Annotated in this window: 14 protein-coding genes; 3 read left to right on the top strand and 11 right to left on the bottom strand. The window is 61.6% G+C overall.

Annotation, left to right across the window (positions count from 1 at the left end):
- Window positions 1-39: 39 nt before the first annotated feature.
- From dctP to ABGT79_RS02525, 3 genes are all read right to left on the bottom strand, one after another.
- On the bottom strand, window positions 40-1,116 hold the full coding sequence (dctP, locus tag ABGT79_RS02535) for a TRAP transporter substrate-binding protein DctP (protein WP_346664872.1): 1,077 nt from the start codon (window positions 1,114-1,116) through the stop codon (window positions 40-42).
- A gap of 106 nt (window positions 1,117-1,222) precedes the next feature.
- Entirely contained in the window at window positions 1,223-2,188 is a 966-nt protein-coding gene (locus ABGT79_RS02530) for a hypothetical protein (RefSeq protein ID WP_346664871.1), read from the bottom strand.
- Window positions 2,189-2,725: 537 nt separating this feature from the next.
- Window positions 2,726-4,273, bottom strand: coding sequence for a sigma-54-dependent Fis family transcriptional regulator (locus tag ABGT79_RS02525; RefSeq protein ID WP_346664870.1), 1,548 nt, complete (start codon window positions 4,271-4,273; stop codon window positions 2,726-2,728).
- A gap of 236 nt (window positions 4,274-4,509) precedes the next feature.
- Between ABGT79_RS02525 and ABGT79_RS02520 the strand changes: the two genes are divergently transcribed.
- Both ABGT79_RS02520 and ABGT79_RS02515 read left to right on the top strand, forming a co-directional pair.
- Window positions 4,510-5,940: a thioredoxin gene (locus ABGT79_RS02520; RefSeq protein WP_346664869.1), complete on the top strand. Its 1,431-nt coding sequence runs from the start codon at window positions 4,510-4,512 to the stop codon at window positions 5,938-5,940.
- 74 nt (window positions 5,941-6,014) lie between these two features.
- A complete protein-coding gene (locus ABGT79_RS02515) occupies window positions 6,015-8,378 on the top strand; it encodes a hypothetical protein (RefSeq protein WP_346664868.1) in 2,364 nt (787 codons plus the stop codon).
- 87 nt (window positions 8,379-8,465) lie between these two features.
- On the opposite strand, the gene ABGT79_RS02510 is transcribed toward ABGT79_RS02515, so the two are convergent.
- Both ABGT79_RS02510 and ppdK read right to left on the bottom strand, forming a co-directional pair.
- Complete coding sequence (locus ABGT79_RS02510; RefSeq protein ID WP_346664867.1) at window positions 8,466-9,938, bottom strand: bifunctional heptose 7-phosphate kinase/heptose 1-phosphate adenyltransferase; 1,473 nt, start codon at window positions 9,936-9,938, stop codon at window positions 8,466-8,468.
- Between the two features lie 729 nt (window positions 9,939-10,667).
- Window positions 10,668-13,316, bottom strand: a complete 2,649-nt coding sequence (ppdK, locus tag ABGT79_RS02505) for a pyruvate, phosphate dikinase (protein ID WP_346664866.1) — start codon at window positions 13,314-13,316, stop codon at window positions 10,668-10,670.
- 672 nt (window positions 13,317-13,988) lie between these two features.
- Between ppdK and ABGT79_RS02500 the strand changes: the two genes are divergently transcribed.
- Complete coding sequence (locus ABGT79_RS02500) at window positions 13,989-15,203, top strand: aminotransferase class I/II-fold pyridoxal phosphate-dependent enzyme (RefSeq protein WP_346664865.1); 1,215 nt, start codon at window positions 13,989-13,991, stop codon at window positions 15,201-15,203.
- A 308-nt stretch (window positions 15,204-15,511) separates the two neighbouring features.
- On the opposite strand, the gene ABGT79_RS02495 is transcribed toward ABGT79_RS02500, so the two are convergent.
- The 6 genes from ABGT79_RS02495 to ABGT79_RS02470 all read right to left on the bottom strand — a co-directional run bounded on the left by ABGT79_RS02495 (window position 15,512) and on the right by ABGT79_RS02470 (window position 19,413).
- The gene (locus tag ABGT79_RS02495; protein WP_346664864.1) at window positions 15,512-16,231 is read right to left on the bottom strand and encodes a cytochrome c biogenesis protein CcdA; all 720 of its coding nucleotides are present in this window, start codon (window positions 16,229-16,231) and stop codon (window positions 15,512-15,514) included.
- Between the two features lie 24 nt (window positions 16,232-16,255).
- Entirely contained in the window at window positions 16,256-16,636 is a 381-nt protein-coding gene (locus ABGT79_RS02490; RefSeq protein ID WP_346664863.1) for a thioredoxin family protein, read from the bottom strand.
- A 26-nt stretch (window positions 16,637-16,662) separates the two neighbouring features.
- Window positions 16,663-17,100: an arsenate reductase ArsC gene (locus ABGT79_RS02485; RefSeq protein WP_346664862.1), complete on the bottom strand. Its 438-nt coding sequence runs from the start codon at window positions 17,098-17,100 to the stop codon at window positions 16,663-16,665.
- 258 nt (window positions 17,101-17,358) lie between these two features.
- Window positions 17,359-17,607, bottom strand: coding sequence for a thioredoxin family protein (locus ABGT79_RS02480; protein ID WP_346664861.1), 249 nt, complete (start codon window positions 17,605-17,607; stop codon window positions 17,359-17,361).
- Window positions 17,608-17,889: 282 nt separating this feature from the next.
- Window positions 17,890-18,975: a permease gene (locus ABGT79_RS02475; RefSeq protein ID WP_346664860.1), complete on the bottom strand. Its 1,086-nt coding sequence runs from the start codon at window positions 18,973-18,975 to the stop codon at window positions 17,890-17,892.
- Between the two features lie 69 nt (window positions 18,976-19,044).
- Entirely contained in the window at window positions 19,045-19,413 is a 369-nt protein-coding gene (locus tag ABGT79_RS02470) for a helix-turn-helix domain-containing protein (protein WP_346664859.1), read from the bottom strand.
- Between the last annotated feature and the right edge of the window lie 1,027 nt (window positions 19,414-20,440).

The raw sequence follows: 20,440 nt of genomic DNA, 5'->3' as shown, positions 1-20,440 counted from the left end.
AAGACGGGAGCGGCCCGGCCGCTCCCGGAACATGTTGTTTTACTGAGCGGCCTTCATGTCGGCCTCGGCGGCCTTCACGAGTTCGGGGCCGACTTCCTTGGTCCACTTGTCGCGCACGCTCTTGGTGGCGTCGTAGAATTCCCTGACCTGTTCAGGCGTGAACTTCACGATGTTCATGCCGTGTTCTTCCATGGTCTTGAAGGGATCGGTCACGGCGGGCACCTTGTTTATGCTCTGGAGGAAGGCGAGGGAGGAACCGTCGTCGAAGCCGAGGCGGGAGAGAGCCTTGCTGTACTTTTCCATTTCCTTGGCGCATTCCATGAGGATGGCCTGATCTTCCTTGGAGAAGGACTTCCACACCTTGGCGTTGGAGGTGAGCAGCAGCGGATCGATCATGTAGTGCCAGTCGGTGTGATACTTGTGCCAGGTCCAGATCTGGAGCGTGATGTTGATGCCGTTGGTGGGGTTTTCCTGACCGTCCACGATGCCCTGCTGGAAGCCGGTCACGGCCTCGGACCAGTTGATGGCCTGCGGATTCGCGCCGAGAGCGGTGAAGATGTCGGCGAAGATGGGCGTGCCGCACACGCGCAGCTTCATGCCCTTCATGTCGGAAGGATGATTGATGGGGCCCTTGCTGGTGGTAAGTTCGCGGAAGCCGTTTTCGCCCCAGCCGATGAACTTCACGCCGGTCTTTTCCACGGCGGCGACGAGCATCTTGCCGGACTCGCCGGCTTCAATGGCGTCCATGGCCTTGTAGCGGTCGGGATTGTTGGCCACGAAGAAGGGCAGGGCGGTGAGGTTGAGTTCCTGCACCTGGGGCGACCAGTTGATGGTGGAGGCGAGGGCGAAGTCGATGGCGCCGCGGCGCACGAGCAGCAGTTCGGAAGTCTGCTTGCCGGCCATGAGCTGAGCGCCGGGGTACACCTTGATGTTGATGCGGCCGTTGGTGCGCTCCTTGACGAGATCGGCGAAGTAGGTTGCGGAAAGGCCCCAGCCGGAGGTGGCGGCGGGCACCACGCTCAGCTTGTATTCCTTTTTGTAGGCGGCGAAGGCCGGAGCGGAGAGCAGACCCACGCACACGGCGGCCATGAGGGCGGTACGGAACAGACGATTCATAAAATCCTCCTCAGGATATATTCTCGGTGACGCGAAGTCACGTTGCACCCGTAAGCAGGGAGAGTACTCCCGCCCGGGTACTGGGGCGGAAGTACGGTTGAGCCGCCTACAGCAGCGGCAGGATAATAATGAGGATGGGCAGCACCAGCACGAGTTCGAGCGTGGTGAACACCCAGCAGGCATTGGCCAGGTCGAGGTCCAGACGGAACAGCGACGGAGGAATGAGCGCGTTCATGGCCACGGGCATGGCGGAAAGGATGGCGGTCACCTTGAGGGGAATGCCGCCGTCCACGTCGCCGAGACCGGCCAGGGCGGCCAGCGAGGTGACGATGACGGGCACGAACGCAAATTTGATGAGAGATATGACGGCGGATTCGCGCACATACATGCTCATGCGCGAAAGACGCAGTCCCATGCCTATGGAGAGAAGGAAGCCCACGGTGGCGGCGATCATGGCCGCGGTGGACACCGTGCCGAGCGCCGCGGGACGACGCACCCCGGCGAGATTGAGGAAGAGGCCGAGGGCGAGGGCGGTCACGATGGCGATCAGCACGGGATCGAGACGGAAGCGGCGGGAGCGCGTGCTGCCGGAATCGGAGCCGAAGCTGCGGGACACGGGCACGGCCACGCCGAAGTAGAACATTTCCTCGCAGAGGCGGTAGAGGGAGGCCATGGCGATGGCCTGCTCGCCGAACTGCATGACGGCCACGAGCGAGCCCACGGCGCCGATGTTGGTGAAGGTGCCGCAGCAGTACATGCTGCCGGTGCGGGGCCTGTCGAGGCGCATGGCGCGGGAGAAGAGCAGGGCGAGCGCGCCGCCCGAGACCCAGGCGGCCAGCCCGAGGGCGGGCAGACAGAGCAGGCGCGGATCGGGAGAAGGCAGGCCCCACAGGGAGAGCATGGCGGAGAGGGGAATGAGCCCGAACATGGACACCTTCTGCATGAGAAGGCGCAGGGCGGAGAAGGCGGTCTCGCTCATCGGGGACGAGCCGGAGCTCACCCACTGCCGGAAGGCGTATCCGGCAATGAGGCTGACGAAAATGATGGTCAGAGTGAGCAGCAGCCGATCCATGGCGGGACAGGGGAAAAACGTTGCCGCGCGGATTCTGGCCCTGTACCGTACAAGGAGAGAGAAAAAACCGGCGGACATCTGCCCGGGATGACTTACCTCCCGAAAAGGAGATAACAACGCCCCTCCGAAAGTCGGATGCGTCCGTTGCCGCGGGTGCGGACGGACGGTCTCCGATGTTCCGCGCGAAGCGGAGGAGAAGACGATCCGGGAAGACGATTTTTTTCAGACTAATAGGTTTTCAAAAATTGTCAAACACGGGGAGACATTTTTTTTCAGAGGGCTTTTTACTGTAAAAGAACAAATTTTTCACGCGACTTAGCAGAAGTGCAGCGCAACAGGCCGCGCCAGCAAGAGAGGAAGCCGCTGCGCCGCAGCCATTTCGGGCAAGTTGGTACACTTGTGCATAAAAGTACAGAGTGCCGGGCCTCTCCGAACGTGCGTGATGCGGAGCGCGGGCGTCCGGGGGAGCGCACGGCGAAGCGCGCCGTCTCGCTTGCGCCTGCAACGCGCGTCGGCACATGCGGGGGTGGGCGGAGCTCAGTCCGCGCGCTTTTTCGGATCCAGGCCGAGCCTGACCATGCGGCTGCGCAGCGTGCCGCCGTTGATGTCCAGCATCTCGGCGGCGCTGTTCTTGCCCGTGAGCTTGCCGTTTGCCCTGCGGAGCGCATGAAGAATATAGGCCTTTTCCATGTCCCGGAGCGGAATCACGGGGGCGTCTGCGGGGAAGAGCGCAGAGGGGGCCGATTTCGTCGGCGCAGTACGGCACGGAAGCGGCGTTTCGCACGGCGCGTCTTCTTCCGGGGCAAAGTGCAGCTCTCCCGTGCGCTGGGCCAGAATGAGCGCCCGTTCCACCAGATTGGAAAGCTCGCGGATGTTGCCCGGCCACTCTCGGCCCGCAAGCTCGCGCAGATCGTCCGCCGAGGGTTCCGGCATGAGGGCGAGCCCCAGCTCGTTCTTCTTTTTCCGCAAAAGAAAGCGCACCAGCGCCGGAATGTCCTGCCGACGTTCCCGCAGCGGCGGCAGGTGCAGCGGAAACACATTGAGGCGATAGTACAAGTCCCTGCGGAACTGTCCCTCGCGCACCCGCTCGGCCAGATCGCGGTTCGTGGCCGCAAGAATGCGGATGTCGAGATGAATGCTGTCGCTGCCGCCGAGGCGTTCCATGTCCTTGTATTCCAGCACGCGCAGCAGCTTGGCCTGCGCTCCCGGCGTAAGTTCGCCTATTTCGTCGAGAAAGAGCGTGCCGCCGCCTGCGCGTTCAAAGCGCCCCTTCTGCAGGCGACCTGCGCCCGTGAAGGCGTTGGCCTCGTGTCCGAAGAATTCGTTTTCCAGAAGATCGGGGGGAATGGCCGCGCAGTTCACCTTGATGTAGGGGGCGTTTGCGCGGTCGGAAAGATGACGGATGTAATCGGCCATCACTTCCTTTCCGGTTCCGGTTTCCCCGGTGATGAGCACCGGCGTGACGGTGGGAGCCACGTCGCGCGCCATTTCGCAGACCCGGCGGAAGGCTGCGCTTGCGCCCACCATGGGAAAGGGCGGCGTTTCCCTGACCGCGTCGCGGAGCCTGCCGGAGCGTTCGTCGAGGTAGCGGGTCAGAAAAAGCGTGAACGGCGTGGACAGCTGTTCCAGCACCCGGGCGTCGTGTTCCGAAAAGGCCCGAGCCTGCTCGGAAAACATGTCCACGGAGCCGCAGTAGCGCCCCTCCCGATGCAGATGCAGCACCACGGCCGACTGAAAGCGGGAACGGCCGCAGTCGTGCATGTGGGAGCGCACGGGATTGTCGGCGGCGGATTCGGTGAGCACGCAGCGCTTGCCGGAATGGATGACTTCGCAGGCGAACTGCAGCGCGCCGTCGGGAATTTTTTCCAGCGATTCGCCTTCTTCCGCGCCGTTTCTGTGGCAGAGCGCAAAGCGGTGCACGGCGGATTTGTCTTCTTCAAAGCGGCTGAGGGCCAGGGCGTCCAGAGGCAGACATCCGGACAGATAGGCAAGCAGATCGTGCAGCATGCGGTGCATGTCCGTGGAACCGCAGATGATGCCGGTGGCGTGGAGAAAGAATTCGGGAGAAAAGCCGTCGACGTTCATGCCGCCTCCTGTGACTTCTGAATATCGATATTTCATGGAATGACTTGAACTATCATGCTGATTCTTGATATTTCAACAAAAAATTTTGAAGCGAAAGGCGCAGATATGGCTATGGCGCTGAAATTATGAAAAATATCACGAACTGGCATGTCTCTTGCACAGGAATGGATGTCCCCATGCAGGAACAACGGCGGCGTTCCGGGACAGAGCGCCCCGATGACGAAAGGTAGGAGAGTATGAACAGACTGAAGAGCTGCGCGCTTGCGCTGACGCTCGCGCTGGGCGTGGCCGGAACGGCCGCGGCCGCGCCCACGGTGTTTCCCACCGGCGTGACCATTTACAATCCTGAGAAGGCCTACAACGGCTACACGCTTCTTTGCGTGCTGCGCGCCACGCCGCACGGTCTGCCGCTCATCGACATGAACGGCAACGTGGTCAACAAGTGGATGCGCGTGGAAGGGCAGCCCGCCCAGCTTCTGCCGAACGGCAATCTTCTTGCCGAAAAGGTGCTCTACGATCCCGACAAGTGGACGGGCCGTCTTCTTGAGGGATCCGCCGTGGTGGAAAAGACCTGGGACGACAAGATCGTGTGGGAATGGGACAAGGGCGTGGAAATCGAGGCGACGCCCGATTTGAAGGCCAGGGGTCAGAAGACCATGTGGAGCGCGCAGCAGCATCATGATCTTCAGCGCGAGGGCATGGCCGTGTACTACACGCCCACGTCCATGCCCAAGGAAGGCGGACGCACCCTCATTCAGTGCCACAAGGAAGTGAACGGGCAGGACAGCGCCGCGCTCGTCATCGTGGACAAGGACGGAAACACCGTGTGGTCATGGAACTACATGGATCACGCCGCCGACATGAAGGGCATAGCGAACTTCCAGAACGCGGCCTCCTGGCTCGGCCCGAACAAGTGGTATGACGCGGGCGATCAGCGTTTTCATCCCGAGAACATCATCTGCGACGACGGCCAGTCGGTGATCTACATTCTCGATCACAAGACCGGCAAGCCCGTGTGGCAGGTGGGCCCGAACTACGGCAAGGACGATCCGCTCCGTCACCTCGGCATGAAGCTGGAGGAAGGCGGCTATCGCGGACTGTTTGCCGGCGGCATGATCCATCACGCGCACATGATTCCCCGCGGCGTTCCCGGCGAGGGCAACATCATGGTGTTCAACAACGGTCTGCCGTATTCCGAAGTCATTGAATTCGATCCCGTCACCGGCAAGAAGGTATGGGAATATTCCGGCCAGGCGCTCGGCTACGGTCCCACGCATTCGCTTTCGCATTACTTCTTCAGCGCCACCATCAGTTCCGCGCAGCGCCTGCCCAACGGCAACACGCTCATCTGCGAAGGCGACGGCGGCCGCATTTTTGAAGTGACTCCCGAACTCGAAACCGTGTGGGAATACGTGACTCCCTACATGTGGTACGGCATGGTGAGCGGCTTTGTGGCCGAAGAGCTCCAGAGAGCCGACAAGAAGGCCCGTCCCACCAATTCGGTGTATCGCGCCTATCGTTATCCCTACAGCTACATCAAGCAGGTGCAGGCTCCCAGGGAAACGCCCGTGGAATACGAAGATCCCTTCATCTACGACGACTCCATCAAGGGCGACCACGAAGTGGACATGTCCGGCGAGGAGTTCACCACCTTCAAGCGGTATTGACGCGCGGCGGCAAGCCGTGAAGGGGAGCGTCCTTCGGGGCGCTCTCCTTCCGGCGCCGCATTTCGGAGAGAGTTATGAACGAGGCGCGCATGGACGGACGCCGGATCGCCGTTCTGTTTTTCTGCTTCTGCTCGGGCTGCTGCAGTCTGATTTATCAGATGGTGTGGATACGGCTGTTCAGCCTCACGCTGGGCTCGACGCTGCTTTCGGTGTCGTTTGTGACGTCCATGTTCTTTCTCGGGCTGGCGCTGGGAAGCCGTCTGGGCGGCAGACTGGCGGAAGGCGGCGTGCCGCCGCTGCGGCTGTACGGTCTGCTGGAAGTGCTGATTTCCGCGCTGGCGTTTCTGGTGCCGCCTGCTCATGACGCGCTGGACGCGCTGCGTTCGCCCGCTCTCGCCCATGCGGGGGCGGCGCTGCTCATGCTGCTTGCCTCGCTGCCCATGGGCTGCGTGCTGCCCGTGCTGGCTCCCTGCTTTGCCACGCGCTCGGGGGAGGGGCACGGGCTCGCGTGGATGTACGGCGTGAACACGCTCGGCGCGTGCGCGGGATCGCTCCTTGCGGGAGCGCTCGGCATCCGCTTTTTCGGGGTGGCCCTCACGCACGGCGTGACGGCGGCGTGCAATCTGGCCCTCGGCGCGGTCGTGCTCGCGTTTGCGCGGCGTCCGTTTGCCGTGGAAGTTCCGGAGCGGGCGCAGGAGGCGGGCGCGCCGCGCATGCTGTATGCGGCGGCCTTTCTTTCCGGGCTGGTGTTCATGGGCTGGGAGGCGTGCGCGCTGCGCTGGCTGGGCCTGTTTTTCCGCGACACGTCGCTGCTGTATTCCGGCGTGACGGCGGCGATCATTTTTGCTTCCGGCGCGGGCGATCTCGCCTTCGGAACCCTGCTTCGACGCAGAAGAGCTCTGCCGCTGTTCGCCTCCGCCACGGCTGCGGCCGCAGTGCTCGCCGCGCTCGGAACAACAGTCATGCTGCGCCGCTATGCCGACGTCGTCCGCCTCGATGTGACGCCCGGGCCGCAGCTCCTCTTCCTTCTGCTGTTTGCGGGGCTTCCCGCGTTTTTCTTCAGCGTGAGCATGCCCGCCTTTTTTGCGTCGCTGAGCCGACGCCGCCTGATTTCGCGCAATACGGGCCGTCTTCTGGCGTGCAATACGCTGGGCTCCGTGGCCGGCGCGCTGATTTTCCCCGCGGCGCTGTTTCCCCGGCTGGGAATCACCGTGTCGCTGAGCCTGCTCGGGGCGTTCTTTGCCGCGTATCTTGCCGCAGCGTGCGGACTCTGGATGTCGCGCCGGGGCGGCATCTGCGCCTGTGCGGCGGGAACGGCGGCGGCGCTTCTGTGCGTGACGTGCGGCGTGTTTTCGCCCGATCTGGCGCGCGCCGCGCTGGAAGCCAAGCTTCGGGAGGATCTCGGGCCGTGGGCGTCCATGGCGCGCGTTCTCGACGTTCGTGAAGGGCGTTACGGCGATTCTTGGGCGGCGGAACTGCCGGGCGGAGAGCGCTTTCTGTTTTCCGGCCGCGTTATCATCAGCCGCGACCGTTCGGCGAGCTTCCGCACGGAAGGCTTCGTGCCGCTGCTTGCCGCGGAGAGCGCGCCGCAGCGCGTGCTTTCGCTGTGCTTCGGCGGCGGACTTTCCACCGTGGCGGCAGGCATGCTGCCGCAGGCGAAGCGCTTCGACATGGTGGACATTTCCCGGGAAAACGTCGAGCTCGCCCTGAAATATTTTCACGACAACGCCCGCTGGCAGGACGACGCGCGGGTGCGTTTTCACTTTGAGGACGCCTTTCGATTCCTGCGTCAGAGCGCCGAGCGCTGGGATCTCATTCTTGCGGAGCCCACGCCGCCGTATTTCGGCTACCGCGGGGCGGTGTTCTACACGGTGGAATTTTTCCGGAACGCGGCCGCGCATCTGACGCCGGACGGCGTGTTTTCCATGCCGCTGCCCTGCGGGCAGATGACCCCGGAACAGGCCCGCAGCGTGATGAAGAGCTTTGCCGCGGCGTTTCCGTTCTGCCGCCTGTGGTGGAACGGCGTGGATCCCGTGATGACGGGCAGCCTGCGCCCGATGATGCTCTCGTCGCGGCAGTGGCGGACGCTGGACGAGGTTCCGGGCTTCTTCCGCGAACTTGCGCGGGTGTCTGGCTCGGCGGCGCTTCAGACGCGCGCTTCCGCGGCTGCCGCGCTGCTGCTTGTCGATGAAGATTTTCGGGCCTTTGCCCGGAGCGGTGAGGAATATGTTCTGGATCGGCCGAGACTGGAGTTTGAAAGCTCGGAACGGCAGACCTTCCGCAGCGCGGTGGAGCTGTTTGAGCATCTGTCCACGGCCGAGGCCGTGCGGCGCAACGCGTCGCCGGATTTTCTGCCCGACGCTTACTGGCAGAGGGAATTTTCCCTGCGTCGCACCCGTCTCATCAATACGTCGGTGCGCATGGCCGGGCCGTTCTGAGGTTCTGCGCTCCCGCAGGCGGCAAACGCCCTGCATCAACAAAAAAGCCGGACGCATTTCGCGTCCGGCTCCGTGATTTCAGGCGTCTCAGCCCTTCATCCGCGCAATGGTCTGCGTGGTGGAGTAGCCGTCGAGCCGCGAGAGCGTGACGGCCTTGCCGCCGTAGCTTTCCACAAGCTGCGCCTCGGGCCAGCGGTCGATGGTGTAGCCTTCCTTGAGAATGACGTCGGGACGAATGGCGTCCACAAGGGGCAGGGCGGTGTCGTCGTCGAACATGATGACGAAATCCACAAATTCCAGTGAGGCGAGCAGCAGGGCGCGGGTCTTTTCGTCCTGAATCGGACGTTCCGGCCCCTTGAGCCGCTTGATCGAGGCATCGGTGTTCAGGCCCACCATGAGCACGTCGCACTGCGAGCGCGCCTGCATGAGAGAATGCAGATGCCCCTGATGCAGCAGATCGAAACAGCCGTTGGTGAAGCCCACCTTTTTGCCCTGTTCGCGACACTGCGCCGCAATGGCCGCGGCCTCGCGCCGACTCACGATCTTGTTCTTCTGCTTCCAGCCGAGCCCCGTTGAAGAGCGCCGCCGCGAAAGCGCGTCGAGAATTTCCTGCGCGGTCACGCAGGAGGTGCCGAGCTTGCCTACCGCCACCCCGGACGCAATGTTGGCCAGCTTCATGGCGTCCTGAATGTCGGCTCCGGCCGCCAGCGACGCCCCGAACGTTGCGAGCGACGTGTCGCCCGCGCCCGAAACGTCGAACACTTCCCGCGCCTCGGTGGGAATACGGAACACGTCGTCGGGATGCTCCGCCGAAACGAAGGCCATGCCGTATTCGCTCAGCGTGACCAGCAGATTCCGTATGCCGTAGCGCTCAAAAAGCCGGGTCGCCCCTTCGCGCAGCCTGTCCTGAAAATCCGGCTCGGAGGGATGACAGCTCAGGCCCGTGGCCTGATTGAATTCCTTAAGATTGGGCTTCACCACCGTGGCCCCGGCGTACTTTGAGTAATCGTCGCCCTTGGGATCAACAATGACGGACTTTTGCGCTTCCACACACGCCTTCACCACACGCTGACAACGCTCCGGGGAAAGCAGCCCCTTGGCATAGTCGGAAAGCAGCACGATGTCCGCTTCCCGCACGCGCTCTTCAAGCTTCGAGCCGAGAATCTCGTCGTCGCACTGGAAACGACGCTCGTTGTCAATGCGCAGCAGATGATTGTTGCCCGCAATCACGCGCGTTTTTTCAATGGTGGGAAATCCGGGAATCACCAGCGCGGCCACATGATCGCATACCTGCTCCAAAAGCGCATGCACCTGCCGCCCCGCCTCGTCGTCGCCGATGAAGCAGATGATGTCCGCCGAGCAGCCCAGACTGTGCAGATTGGCCACCACGTTGCCCGCTCCGCCGAGCATCTTCTTCTCGCTCTGAAAATTGAAAACGGGTACAGGCGCTTCCGGCGAAATACGCTCAACCTTCCCGTAAAGAAAATGATCGAGCATCACATCGCCGATACAAAGTACCCTGATCTTCCTGTACCCCTTCACAATGGAGGAAAGCAGCATGGTCGCTCCCAAACGTTTGCAGTCTTCAAAAAAAAGAGAGCGCCGCCGCCCCCTCAGCCCCGGCAAGAATACCAGCCGCTAAAACCGAAGTAAAGAAGAAGGCAGAAAGGGGGGAGGGAAGGGAGGAATGCGGGGGAAGAGAGGGAAAATTTTGAAAAATTTTCCCTCTCTTCCCCCGCGCCCCCATCTCTCCTTTCAAAACTTTTTAATTTTTATGGGGGGGAGAACAGGGGGAGGATTAATTGAACGCGGGGGCGGATTTCCATTTCCGGCAGAGACGCAAAACGCGTTCCTTCATTGGTGTTTTTCCATCACCATCGCAGCTTCATCATGATTGATGAAGTCTCTATTGCTCCTCGGTGTTCTCCCCAACTATCTGGAAATCCCGTCCTTTGACACGACTGTCCGACTGTTGTCGGACAGGAGTCGGCCACCGCAGGTGGGTCCGACAGGACACACCTGCACTGAGCCCGCAGCCCGAACAGCGTTCGCCAGGCACACCCGCTCCCCGCAGTCCCAGCCTTTCCGCCATCCCGCCATTTTCGGCAACTCGCCCTGCCCCTGCACTCCCGCCCGCCGAGGGCGAAGCCTGAGGCGGAACCAGGGGGGCGCGGGGGGAATTATTTCCCCCGCATGCCTTTCCTGCCTTTTTCCTGAACGTGTTGAGGCCGCCCGAGGGTTCCTCTGCGACCTCTGGGGCGGCCTCCGTTGGCAGTGACTATTCAGGGGTTATTCCTTGTTCCTGGGGAACTTGAGGGCGGCCTGGGCGGCGGCGAGGCGGGCGATGGGTATGCGGTAGGGGGAGCAGCTGACGAGGTCGAGGCCTGCCTGGTGGCAGAATTCGACGGAGCTCGGGTCGCCGCCGTGTTCGCCGCAGATGCCGATCATGAGGCCGGGTCTGGTCTTACGGCCTTCGTCGATGGCGATTTCCATGAGTCTGCCCACGCCCTTGCGGTCGAGGACGGCGAAGGGGTTGTCCTTGAGGATATGCTGGTTGATGTACACGGGGAGGAACTTGCCTTCGGCGTCGTCGCGGCTGAAGCCGAAGCAGGTCTGGGTAAGGTCGTTGGTGCCGAAGCTGAAGAATTCCGCGGCCTCGGCGATTTCTCCGGCGAGCAGGGCGGCCCGGGGCAGTTCTATCATGCTGCCGCACAGGTAGGGGAATTCGACCTTGTGCAGTTCCATGCATTCCTTGGCGATGCGGTCGCAGCGTTCCTTGAGCATGGCCATTTCGGCGAGGCTGATGGTGAGCGGGATTTCGATTTCCGGCAGGGGGGTGTAGCCGTCGCGCGCGAGTCTGGAGGCCGCGTTGAAGATGGCGTACATCTGCATTTCATAGACTTCGGGGTAGGTGATGCCGAGGCGGCAGCCGCGGTGGCCGAGCATGGGATTGACTTCATGCAGCTTTTCGACCTGGGCGAGGATGCGTTCCTTTTCGGCGAGCAGGTCGGGGTTGTCGCCGCGCACGCGCAGTTCGGTGGTTTCCACGAGCAGCTTGTCGAGGCTGGGCAGGAATTCGTGCAGCGGCGGATCGAGCAGGCGGATGCACACGGGCAGGCCGTTCATGGCCTTCAGAATGCCGTAGAAGTCGTTTTCCTGCATGATCTGGAGGGGAAGGAGCGCGGCGGTGCGTTCTTCGGTGGTTTCGGCAAGGATCATCTTCTGCACGTAGGGCAGGCGTTCCTGCGCCATGAACATGTGTTCCGTGCGGGTGAGTCCTATGCCTTCCGCGCCGAAGCGGCGGGACTTTTCGGCGTCTTCCGGGGTATCGGCGTTGGCGCGCACCTGAAGATCGCGCACCTCGTCGGCCCAGCCCAGGATGGTCTGGTACTCGTGGGAGAGTTCCGGATCCTTGAGGGGTACGGCTCCGAGAATGACGCGTCCGGTGGTGCCGTCGATGGAGATGAGGTCGCCCTTCTTCACCACGGTGTCGCCCACGGTGAACTGCTGATCGTCGTAATCCACGGTGACGGCTTCGCAGCCGCACACGCACGGCTTGCCCATGCCGCGCGTGACCACGGCCGCATGGCTGGTCATGCCGCCGCGGCTCGTGAGAATGCCCTGCGCCTGCACGATGCCGTGAATGTCGTCGGGAGTGGTTTCCACGCGCACGAGTATCACCTTGGCGCCCATGCGGCCGAGATGTTCGGCCTCGTTGGCGTCGAACACCACCGAACCGAACGCCGCACCCGGCGAGGCGGCCAGACCCGTGGCCAGCACGTGCGGATTCGCCGAGCTGTCGATCTGCCGGTGGAGCACGTTGGCGAGGTGTTCGGGATCAATGCGGAGAATGGCTTCCTTCTTGTCGATGAGGCCTTCGTCCACCATTTCGCAGGCGATTCTGAGGGCGGCCTGCGCGGTGCGCTTGCCGTTTCTGGTCTGCAGGATGAAGAGCTTGCCGCGTTCGATGGTGAGCTCGATGTCCTGCATGTCGCGATAGTGCTTTTCGAGGGTTTCGGCGATGCTGCTGAACTGATTGTAGATTTCCGGCATTTCGTCGGCAAGGCGGGCGATGGGCTTGGGTGTGCGCACGCCGGCCACCACGTCTTCGCCCTGGGCGTTGAACAGATATTCGCCGTAGAGCTTCTTTTCGCCGGTGGAGGGGTTGCGGGTGAAGGCCACGCCGCTGCCGGAATTGTCGCCCATGTTGCCGAACACCATGGACTGAATGTTCACGGCGGTGCCGAGGTTGTGATCTATCTTGTTGATGGTGCGGTACACGATGGCGCGGTGATTGTTCCAGGAGCGGAACACCGCCTCGATGGCGAGCAGAAGCTGTTCATGCACGTTTTCGGGGAAATCGCCGCCCACTTCCTGCCGATAGAGTTCCTTGTAGCGTTCGATGACGGTTTCAAGCGATTCGACGGAAAGTTCCTGATCGAGTTCGACGCCCTGCGCGGCCTTCTGTTCCGCGAGAATGTGCTCGAACTTTTCCTTGGGAACTTCCATGACCACGTCGGAGAACATCTGAATGAAGCGACGGTAGGTGTCGCAGGCGAACCACTGATTGTTCGTGAGCCTCGCCAGCGCGGGGAAGGTCACCTTGTTCAGGCCGAGGTTGAGGATGGTGTCCATCATGCCGGGCATGGAGAACACGGCGCCGGAGCGCACCGAAAGAAGGAGCGGGTCGTGTTCGTCGCCGAAGCGCTTGCCCACTTTTTCTTCCACCCTGGCGAGGGCGGTCATGACCTCGTTCACGAGTCCTTCGGGCAGCTTTCCGCCGTGAGCGTAGTAGTCGCGGCAGGCGTCGGTGGAAATGGTCATGCCGTAGGGGACGGGAAGGCCGAGATTGGTCATTTCCGCCAGATTGGCTCCCTTGCCGCCCAGCAGACTCTTCATCTGTGCATTCCCTTCGTGGAACAGATACACGTACCGCATATGGACGTTCTCCTTCATCGCTAGAGGGTGACAGTTCTTTGCTTCAGGATACGAAACTCCCGGATTTCGGTCAATACGGGAAAAGAGTTTTACAAGGTTTCTGCAGAGAGCGGCGGAAAAAGAAACTTTTTTCAGGCGGTCTGCGGCGGAAAATCGCAGCGGAAGAGAGGCCGCTGCGCTGTCACATGCGGTCGCGACGCGCGGAACATCCTCATTTCGTTGCGGCGCAGACGCTTTGAAAAACTGCGCGGGCTTTTTCCCGGGGGGCACGAAAACGCAAGCGCCAAACTTAAGCAGGACAGAAATGAGAGGCTTTTCCCTTGGGGCGCGGCAACGCGTCCGGCGGACGTCCGCCGGAGAAGAGGGGCGGATTGGCTCGCGTCCAAAAGGACGCCTGAAACGCCGAACAAAGCCCGAAACGCCGGAAAGCGTCGTTTTTCCGTTCCGGGCGAGCTCCGCAGGCGACGAATACGCGTGAGACGGGAGCGCATCCGTTCTCTTTCCGGCTCCGGAAGGCGGCAAGGGCGGGGAATCCTGCGATTTTTTTTCGACAGGCCCGAGTTTTTGTTTGCGTCCGCAGAGAATAGTGCTACGTTTATCGTTGTGACGGCATTGTGCAGTCGGCACATGAACGACAGCCGCTAAAAAAAACACTCCGGAGAAAGCCCTACGATGAGAACTTTTTCAAAATCCAGCAAGCTCGACAACGTTCTTTACGACGTGCGCGGACCTGTCGTGGACGAAGCCGCCCGCATGGAAGAAAGCGGCATGAAAATTCTTAAGCTGAACATCGGCAACCCCGCCCCGTTCGGCTTTTCCGCGCCCGAAGAAGTGATTTTCGACATGCGCGATTCCATCGTGCAGTCGCAGGGCTATTCCGAATCGCGCGGCATCTTCTCCGCCCGCAAGGCCATCATGCAGTATGCCCAGATAAAGAATATCCCCAACGTCACCATGAAGGATATCTACACGGGCAACGGCGCGAGCGAACTTATTCAGCTTTCCATGCAGGCCCTGCTCAACAACGGCGACGAAATTCTCATTCCCTCGCCCGACTATCCCCTCTGGACCGCCTGCGCCAACCTCGCCGGCGGCAAGGCCGTTCACTACATCTGCGACGAGGAATCCGACTGGTATCCCGATCTTGACGACATGGAAAGCAAGATCACCGACAGAACCAAAGCCCTCGTCATCATCAATCCCAACAACCCCACCGGCGCGCTCTATCCCGTGGAGGTGCTCGAACGCATCGTGGAGATCGCCAGACGCCACGAGCTCATCATCTTTTCCGATGAAATCTACGACCGCCTCGTCATGGACGGCGAAAAGCACGTGTCCATCGCCTCCCTCGCCCCCGACCTCTTCTGCGTGACCTTCAGCGGCCTTTCCAAGTCGCACATGGTCTGCGGCTTCCGCGTGGGCTGGATGATCCTGAGCGGCAACAAGAGCGTGGCTGCCGACTACATCGCGGGCATCAACATGCTCTCCAACATGCGCCTGTGCTCTAACGTGCCCGGACAGTCCATCATTCAGACCGCCCTCGGCGGCTATCAGAGCGTCAACGAGTACATCGTGCCCGGCGGCCGCATCTACGAACAGAGAAACTTCATCTATGAGGCCCTCAACAGCGTGCCCGGCATCTCCGCCAAAAAGCCCAAGGCCGCCTTCTACATCTTCCCCAAAATCGACACCGAACGATACAATATTGTTGACGATACCCAGTTCGCCCTGGACTGCCTGCGCCAGACGCGCATTCTCTTCGTGCCCGGCTCAGGCTTCAACTGGAAAAAGCCCGACCACTTCCGTATCGTCTATCTGCCGCGCATCTCCATTCTGGAAGAAGCGGTGGACAAGCTGGCCGCGTTCCTGCGTGACTACCGTCGCTAGGCGCGTCCGCCCGGCCGACGCTCACCACGCGGGCGGCTGTGGCCATCCTTGAAACAAGCCCCGCTCCCAAGGCTCCTGCTCCTGACAGGAAGCCCGAAGAGCGGGGCGACTTTTTTAAAGGCAGGAAAGGCATGCGGGGGAAATAATTCCCCCCCGCGCCCCCCTGTTTCTGCCTCCCGGCTTCGCCGGATCGGCAGGACAGGGTGAACGGGAAGATTATGCCCGAAGCTATGGGCGAGGGCGGGCCCGGGCAGACGTCCTGCCCCTGCACGGGAGGCGTTCTCGCCCCGGCGGCATGCAAGGCGGCGTCAGTTCATTCCCGGCATGCCCGTCACCGCCGTTGCAAGAAAGTAGAGGCCCACGGCCACAACGAGAAGTCCGGCGGCACGGCGTCCCCATGCGGAGGCGGTACGCATGCCTCTCGATTCCACGAGGCGCTGACAGAGCGCCACGGAACTCCCCGCGAGGGCGATGGGCAGGCAGTGCCCGGCGGCAAAGACGACAATGAGCATGAGTCCTTCGGCCACGCGCTGCTGCATGGTGATGATGGCGAGAATGGGCGCGATGAAGCCGAAGGTGCATGCGCCGGAAAGTATGCCGTAGGTGCCTCCGAGCACGAACGCTCCCCGGTAGCCGCGCAGGGAGAAGCGCCCGAGGCCCTTGCCCGGAAGGCGGCATGCCGTCACGCCCATGAGGTCGAGGCCGAGCCACACGAGCAGCGCGCCCACAGGCAGGCCCCACAGCGGGGGCACGTCGCCCAGCATGCGCCCGAGCATGGAACAGGCAAGCCCCACGACGGCGATGGACAGAAACAGTCCCGCGCTGAACACGACGGCGTAGGTTCCGGCTTCCATTCCTGAGAGAGGGCGTTCCTGCCCGGCCACGTACCCGGTCATGAGGGGAATCGACGCCAGGTGACAAGGGCTGAACAGCACGCTCACCACGCCCCAGAGAAAGCAGCCGACGAGTGCGTAGCCGAGTGAGTCGGCCATCCACATGTTGATGGTAAGGAGAAAGTCGTTGAACATCGCAAGAACCGTTCCTGCCGAGCGTCAGCGCGCGGAAGCGCCGTCGGCTTCCGAAAGCAGGGTGTCCAGGATCTTCCGTATGCCCGCTTCATCCAGGAAGCCGACGTGTCTGGAACGCTCCCTTCCGCTGCCGTCATGGAATATCTGCGTGGGAATGGCGCTGATGCCGAATTTCTCGGGCGCTTCGCGATCCTTCCGCATGTCGATGAAGACGATTTCAGCCCGGCCTTCGTAAAGTCCCTTCACCTTTTCAATCACGGGAGCCATCATTTTGCAGGGAATGCAGGTGCCTGCTCCGATGTCGACCATGGTGACCCTGCCGGGCACGGGAACCTCCCCGGCGCAGGCGGGGGAAGAGTACAGCAGAAAAACGGAAAAAACGGAGAGAAAAAGGCGTCTGACCATGGGAAGTCCTGCCGAAGCGTTGAAGATCAGCGGAAAAGAAAGGGAAAATTGTCGGGAAATGAGCGGAGAAAAAGGGCGATTTCGTCGCGTACCCTGCGGTAGACCGTCAGCTCTTCCTCACGGCTGCCGACTTTTCCGGTCAGCGCAGGAGGATCGTCGAAGCCCCGGTGAACGATCATGCCTCCTCCGGGAAAAACGGGACAGCTTTCCCGGGCGTTGCCGCAGAGCGTGACGATCAGGTCGAAGTCCGCGGCGGGCAGATCGTCGATGCCCTTCGGCTTTTGTCGGGAAAGATCCGCTCCCAGTTCCGCCATGACTTCCCGGGCCAGCGGATCAATGCACTGCGCCGGGGCGGAGCCGGCGGAAAAGGCTTCGAGCGAGGGCAGAAGAAGACGGGCGAGAGCTTCGGCCATCTGACTGCGGCAGCTGTTGCCGGTACAGAGAAAGAGAATGCGTTTTTTCATGCGGTGCTCTGTGCTGAACGGGAGGAATGCCTCTGCCGGACGGCGCAGCCTTGCCGCTTAGTGCCGGACGACATTGCCGGTCGGAGAGGCGGCAGCCTTTCGGAAAAACTGCGTTTTCAGAAACTGCCGGAAGCGGAGGCGGACGCGTGGCGAGAGCCGAAGTGTCGGGACAGGGGCGGAGATTTGCGTCGCTTCGGCGCGGACTTTTCCTGCCCGGCGGGGAAAGGCGGAACCGGTTCGTCTTTCCCCGCGGAACAGTTATGCCTTTTCCGCTGCGGTCATGATCCAGGAGACGACCTCTTCCTTGGAAGGCACACGGCCGGAGCAGACGAGAGAGCCGTTGATGGAGACGGCGGGGGTGGAAAGAACGCCTGCGGCCATCATGTCGCGCAGGTCGGTCACCTTTTCCACGGTGACGGTCATGCCGGAGGCTTCCACGGCCTCGCGGACGATGTGTTCAGTTTCCTTGCACTTGGAGCAGCCGGGGCCGAAGACTTTGATGATCATGGCAACCTCTTCATTGGGAGTTTGTAGTCGCGTCCGCAAAAGACGCGGCAGGGAGGAACGGGGATTCAGGGAGTGCCGGGGAAAGTTTCGAGGCTTCTTTGCACGTTTCTCAGTGCCTCATTGATCGACTTTCTCCGAAATTTTGCTCGGTAGTTGCGCTTCGACTGACGGCAGGCGAAGCCTGACGGCAGAAATGAAAAGTTTTGGGGAAGGGGATGGGGGGCGCGGGGGAAGGGGAGCCCCTTTTTCAAAAGGGGCTCCCCTTCCCCCGCAAACTCTCTCTTAGAACAGCGCGTTGAGGAGCCAGCCGGTGAGGGTGAAGACCACCCACAGGTAGCCGATGAAGGCGGCCTGGAGTTTTGCGGTCATGATCTGTCTGAGCATGACGACTTCGGGGATGCTGGCGGCCACGGCGGACATGCAGAAGGCCATGGTGGTGCCTATGGGCATGCCCTTGGTGAGGAGGCCTTCCATGACGGGCACGATGCCGGTGACGTTGGAGTAGAGGGGAATGCCCACGATGACGGCGGCGGGCACGGTCCACCACTCGCCCGCGCCGAGGTTTTCGGCGAACCAGTTGGCGGGCACGAGGCCGTGCAGGGCAGCGCCGAGCGCCACGCCCACGATGACCCATTTCCAGACGCGGCGGAAGATGGAGATCATTTCTCTGAGGGCGAACGTATGCCGCGCACGCACGGTCAGCCGCTTTCTTCCGCCCGAAAGGGGAATGACGGGCGTTTTCATGGCGTCGAGCACGAAGGGCTGGAGCCAGCGCCCGGCCCGGATGGAATCCATGAAGAGCCCTCCGATCATGCCCGCGGCAAGGCCTGCGGCCACGTACACCACGGTGAATTTCCAGCCGAGCAGTCCCCAGAGCAGCACCACGGCGATCTCATTGATGATGGGCGAGGTGATGAGAAACGACATGGTGATGCCTATGGGAATGCCCGCCGTGGTGAAGCCGAGAAAGAGCGGCACGCTGGAGCAGGAGCAGAACGGCGTGACGGCGCCGAACATGGCGCCGAGCGCGTAGCCTATGCCGCGCTTCTTTCCCGCCAGAAAGTCGCGCACGCGCTCGGCGTTGAGGGCGGCGCGCAGCCAGGAAATCACATAGATGAGCGCGATAAGCAGAAGCAGAATCTTCACCGTGTCGTAAAGGAAGAACTCCAGCGACGCGCCGAGGTGCGACTTGCGCGCAAGGCCGAGAGCATCGTACACGACCCATGCCGCCGCGCCCTGAATGCAGGAATAGGCCGTCCACCACAGCGCCGCCAGCACGACGATCGTCGCGCCGTAGCGCAGAAGCCAGCGTTTTTCTTCCTTGTCGTCCGTGCCGCGTTCAGGCTCGCGGCCGTCTGTCATGCGCATGGAAAAAGCTCCTTTAAAATGATAGTTGTTGAACTGTTGAAATATACTGCGCGAAAGAAGGGCGGACCCTCAGCGTTCGGGCAGAAAGCAGGGATCGATGTGACTTTCCCTGCGGAACTTGCGGCAGCACTCCGGATTGTCGGAACAGCATTCCGAAGTGAGGTAGGCAATGATGTCCAGCATGAGCGGGATGGATGCCTTGTAGCGCATGTAGCGGCCTTCGCGTTCCACGGTGACGAGCCCGCTCTGCACCAGCGCCTTGAGATGGAAGGACAGGTTGGTGGCGGGAATGTCCAGAAGCCGCGAAATGTCGCCGGCCACGAGACCGTCGGGCGCGTTTTTTACAAGAAGCCGGAACACGTCGAGACGCACGTCCGACGAGAGGGCTTCAAAGATTTTGCTGGCACTTTTGCTTTCCATGGGGGAATAGTTCAACATGAATTGAAATATGTCAAGAGCAGGGGGGAAGAAAAAATGGGAATGTCGCGGAATGAGGTGTTGCGCCTTCGGGGAAGACCGGTTCGTCCTGTGAGCGGACGGAGCTGTAGCTCCGTGCTCTTGGCAAACAACGGATCAAACGGCGTTCGATGAGCTGTCCGTCCTGCGCATGCGGAAAAACATCTTCTACGGTGCGGGCGAGCGGCCCACATGAGGAGTGCCCCGCCCTGCGGAAAACATTCGTGGAAGGAGGGCGGTCTCTGCCGCTTTCGGAAAAGCCCTCACGATCTTTCCTGCACCTGACGGAGGCGCGGAGCGGCAGAAATGCCCGAGTCTGGGAACGGGGCGTTTTTTTTGAGGGGGCGGGAGCACGGTCGGCAGAGGCTTTCCGGGCCTTGGAAAAGGCGCAGGTTGAAGAGTTCGCGGACGAAGCCGTGCGGGGGAGCGGGGCTACTGCGTACCGGCATAGCCATTGCCCTCCCCACGAAGCCGAGCGTGCGTGGAGCGGGAGTCTTTCCACACGTCTGGAATCGTCGGGGTCAGACGAAGCCGCGTGTGCGGCAGGAGCGGGGCGCGTGTGAGGCGGCGCAGGGGCGGAGGGAGCGCCTTGCGCGGCGATGACGCCATAATTCGCGCGGGAGGCAGAAACGGGCAAGACCGGCCGTTGCTGCACGGCCGGATGTCTTGTCGGCGTCTTGCGGAGGTCGCCCGGACAGGCGAGGCAAACAGAAGACGCCGCCGTTCTTTCTGAGGCATCGTTGCAGACAATTGCAGGATCAAATGCGTTCGGTGCTGCAGGACGCGTTTTTCCCCCGTTGCTGGAAAAAACGGTGCGGCGTTTCTTTTTTACTGTTATATCGAGATGTTGATGAAGCAAGGGCAAAAGACTCCGGCCAAATTCGGACAGAAGTGTGGCAGGCTCTCGTCTGCATTGAGGATCAATACATGAGAATAATCTCTGATACTTTGGAGAAAACAGGAGGAATCGGATGCAGTTCGACGTCGCATACCGAAAAAAAAGTCCAGT

Origin of the sequence: uncultured Mailhella sp. (genome assembly GCF_963931295.1) — a bacterium.
In the GTDB taxonomy this organism is placed as follows: domain Bacteria; phylum Desulfobacterota; class Desulfovibrionia; order Desulfovibrionales; family Desulfovibrionaceae; genus Mailhella.
This window is presented reverse-complemented; position numbering and strand designations above follow the sequence as displayed.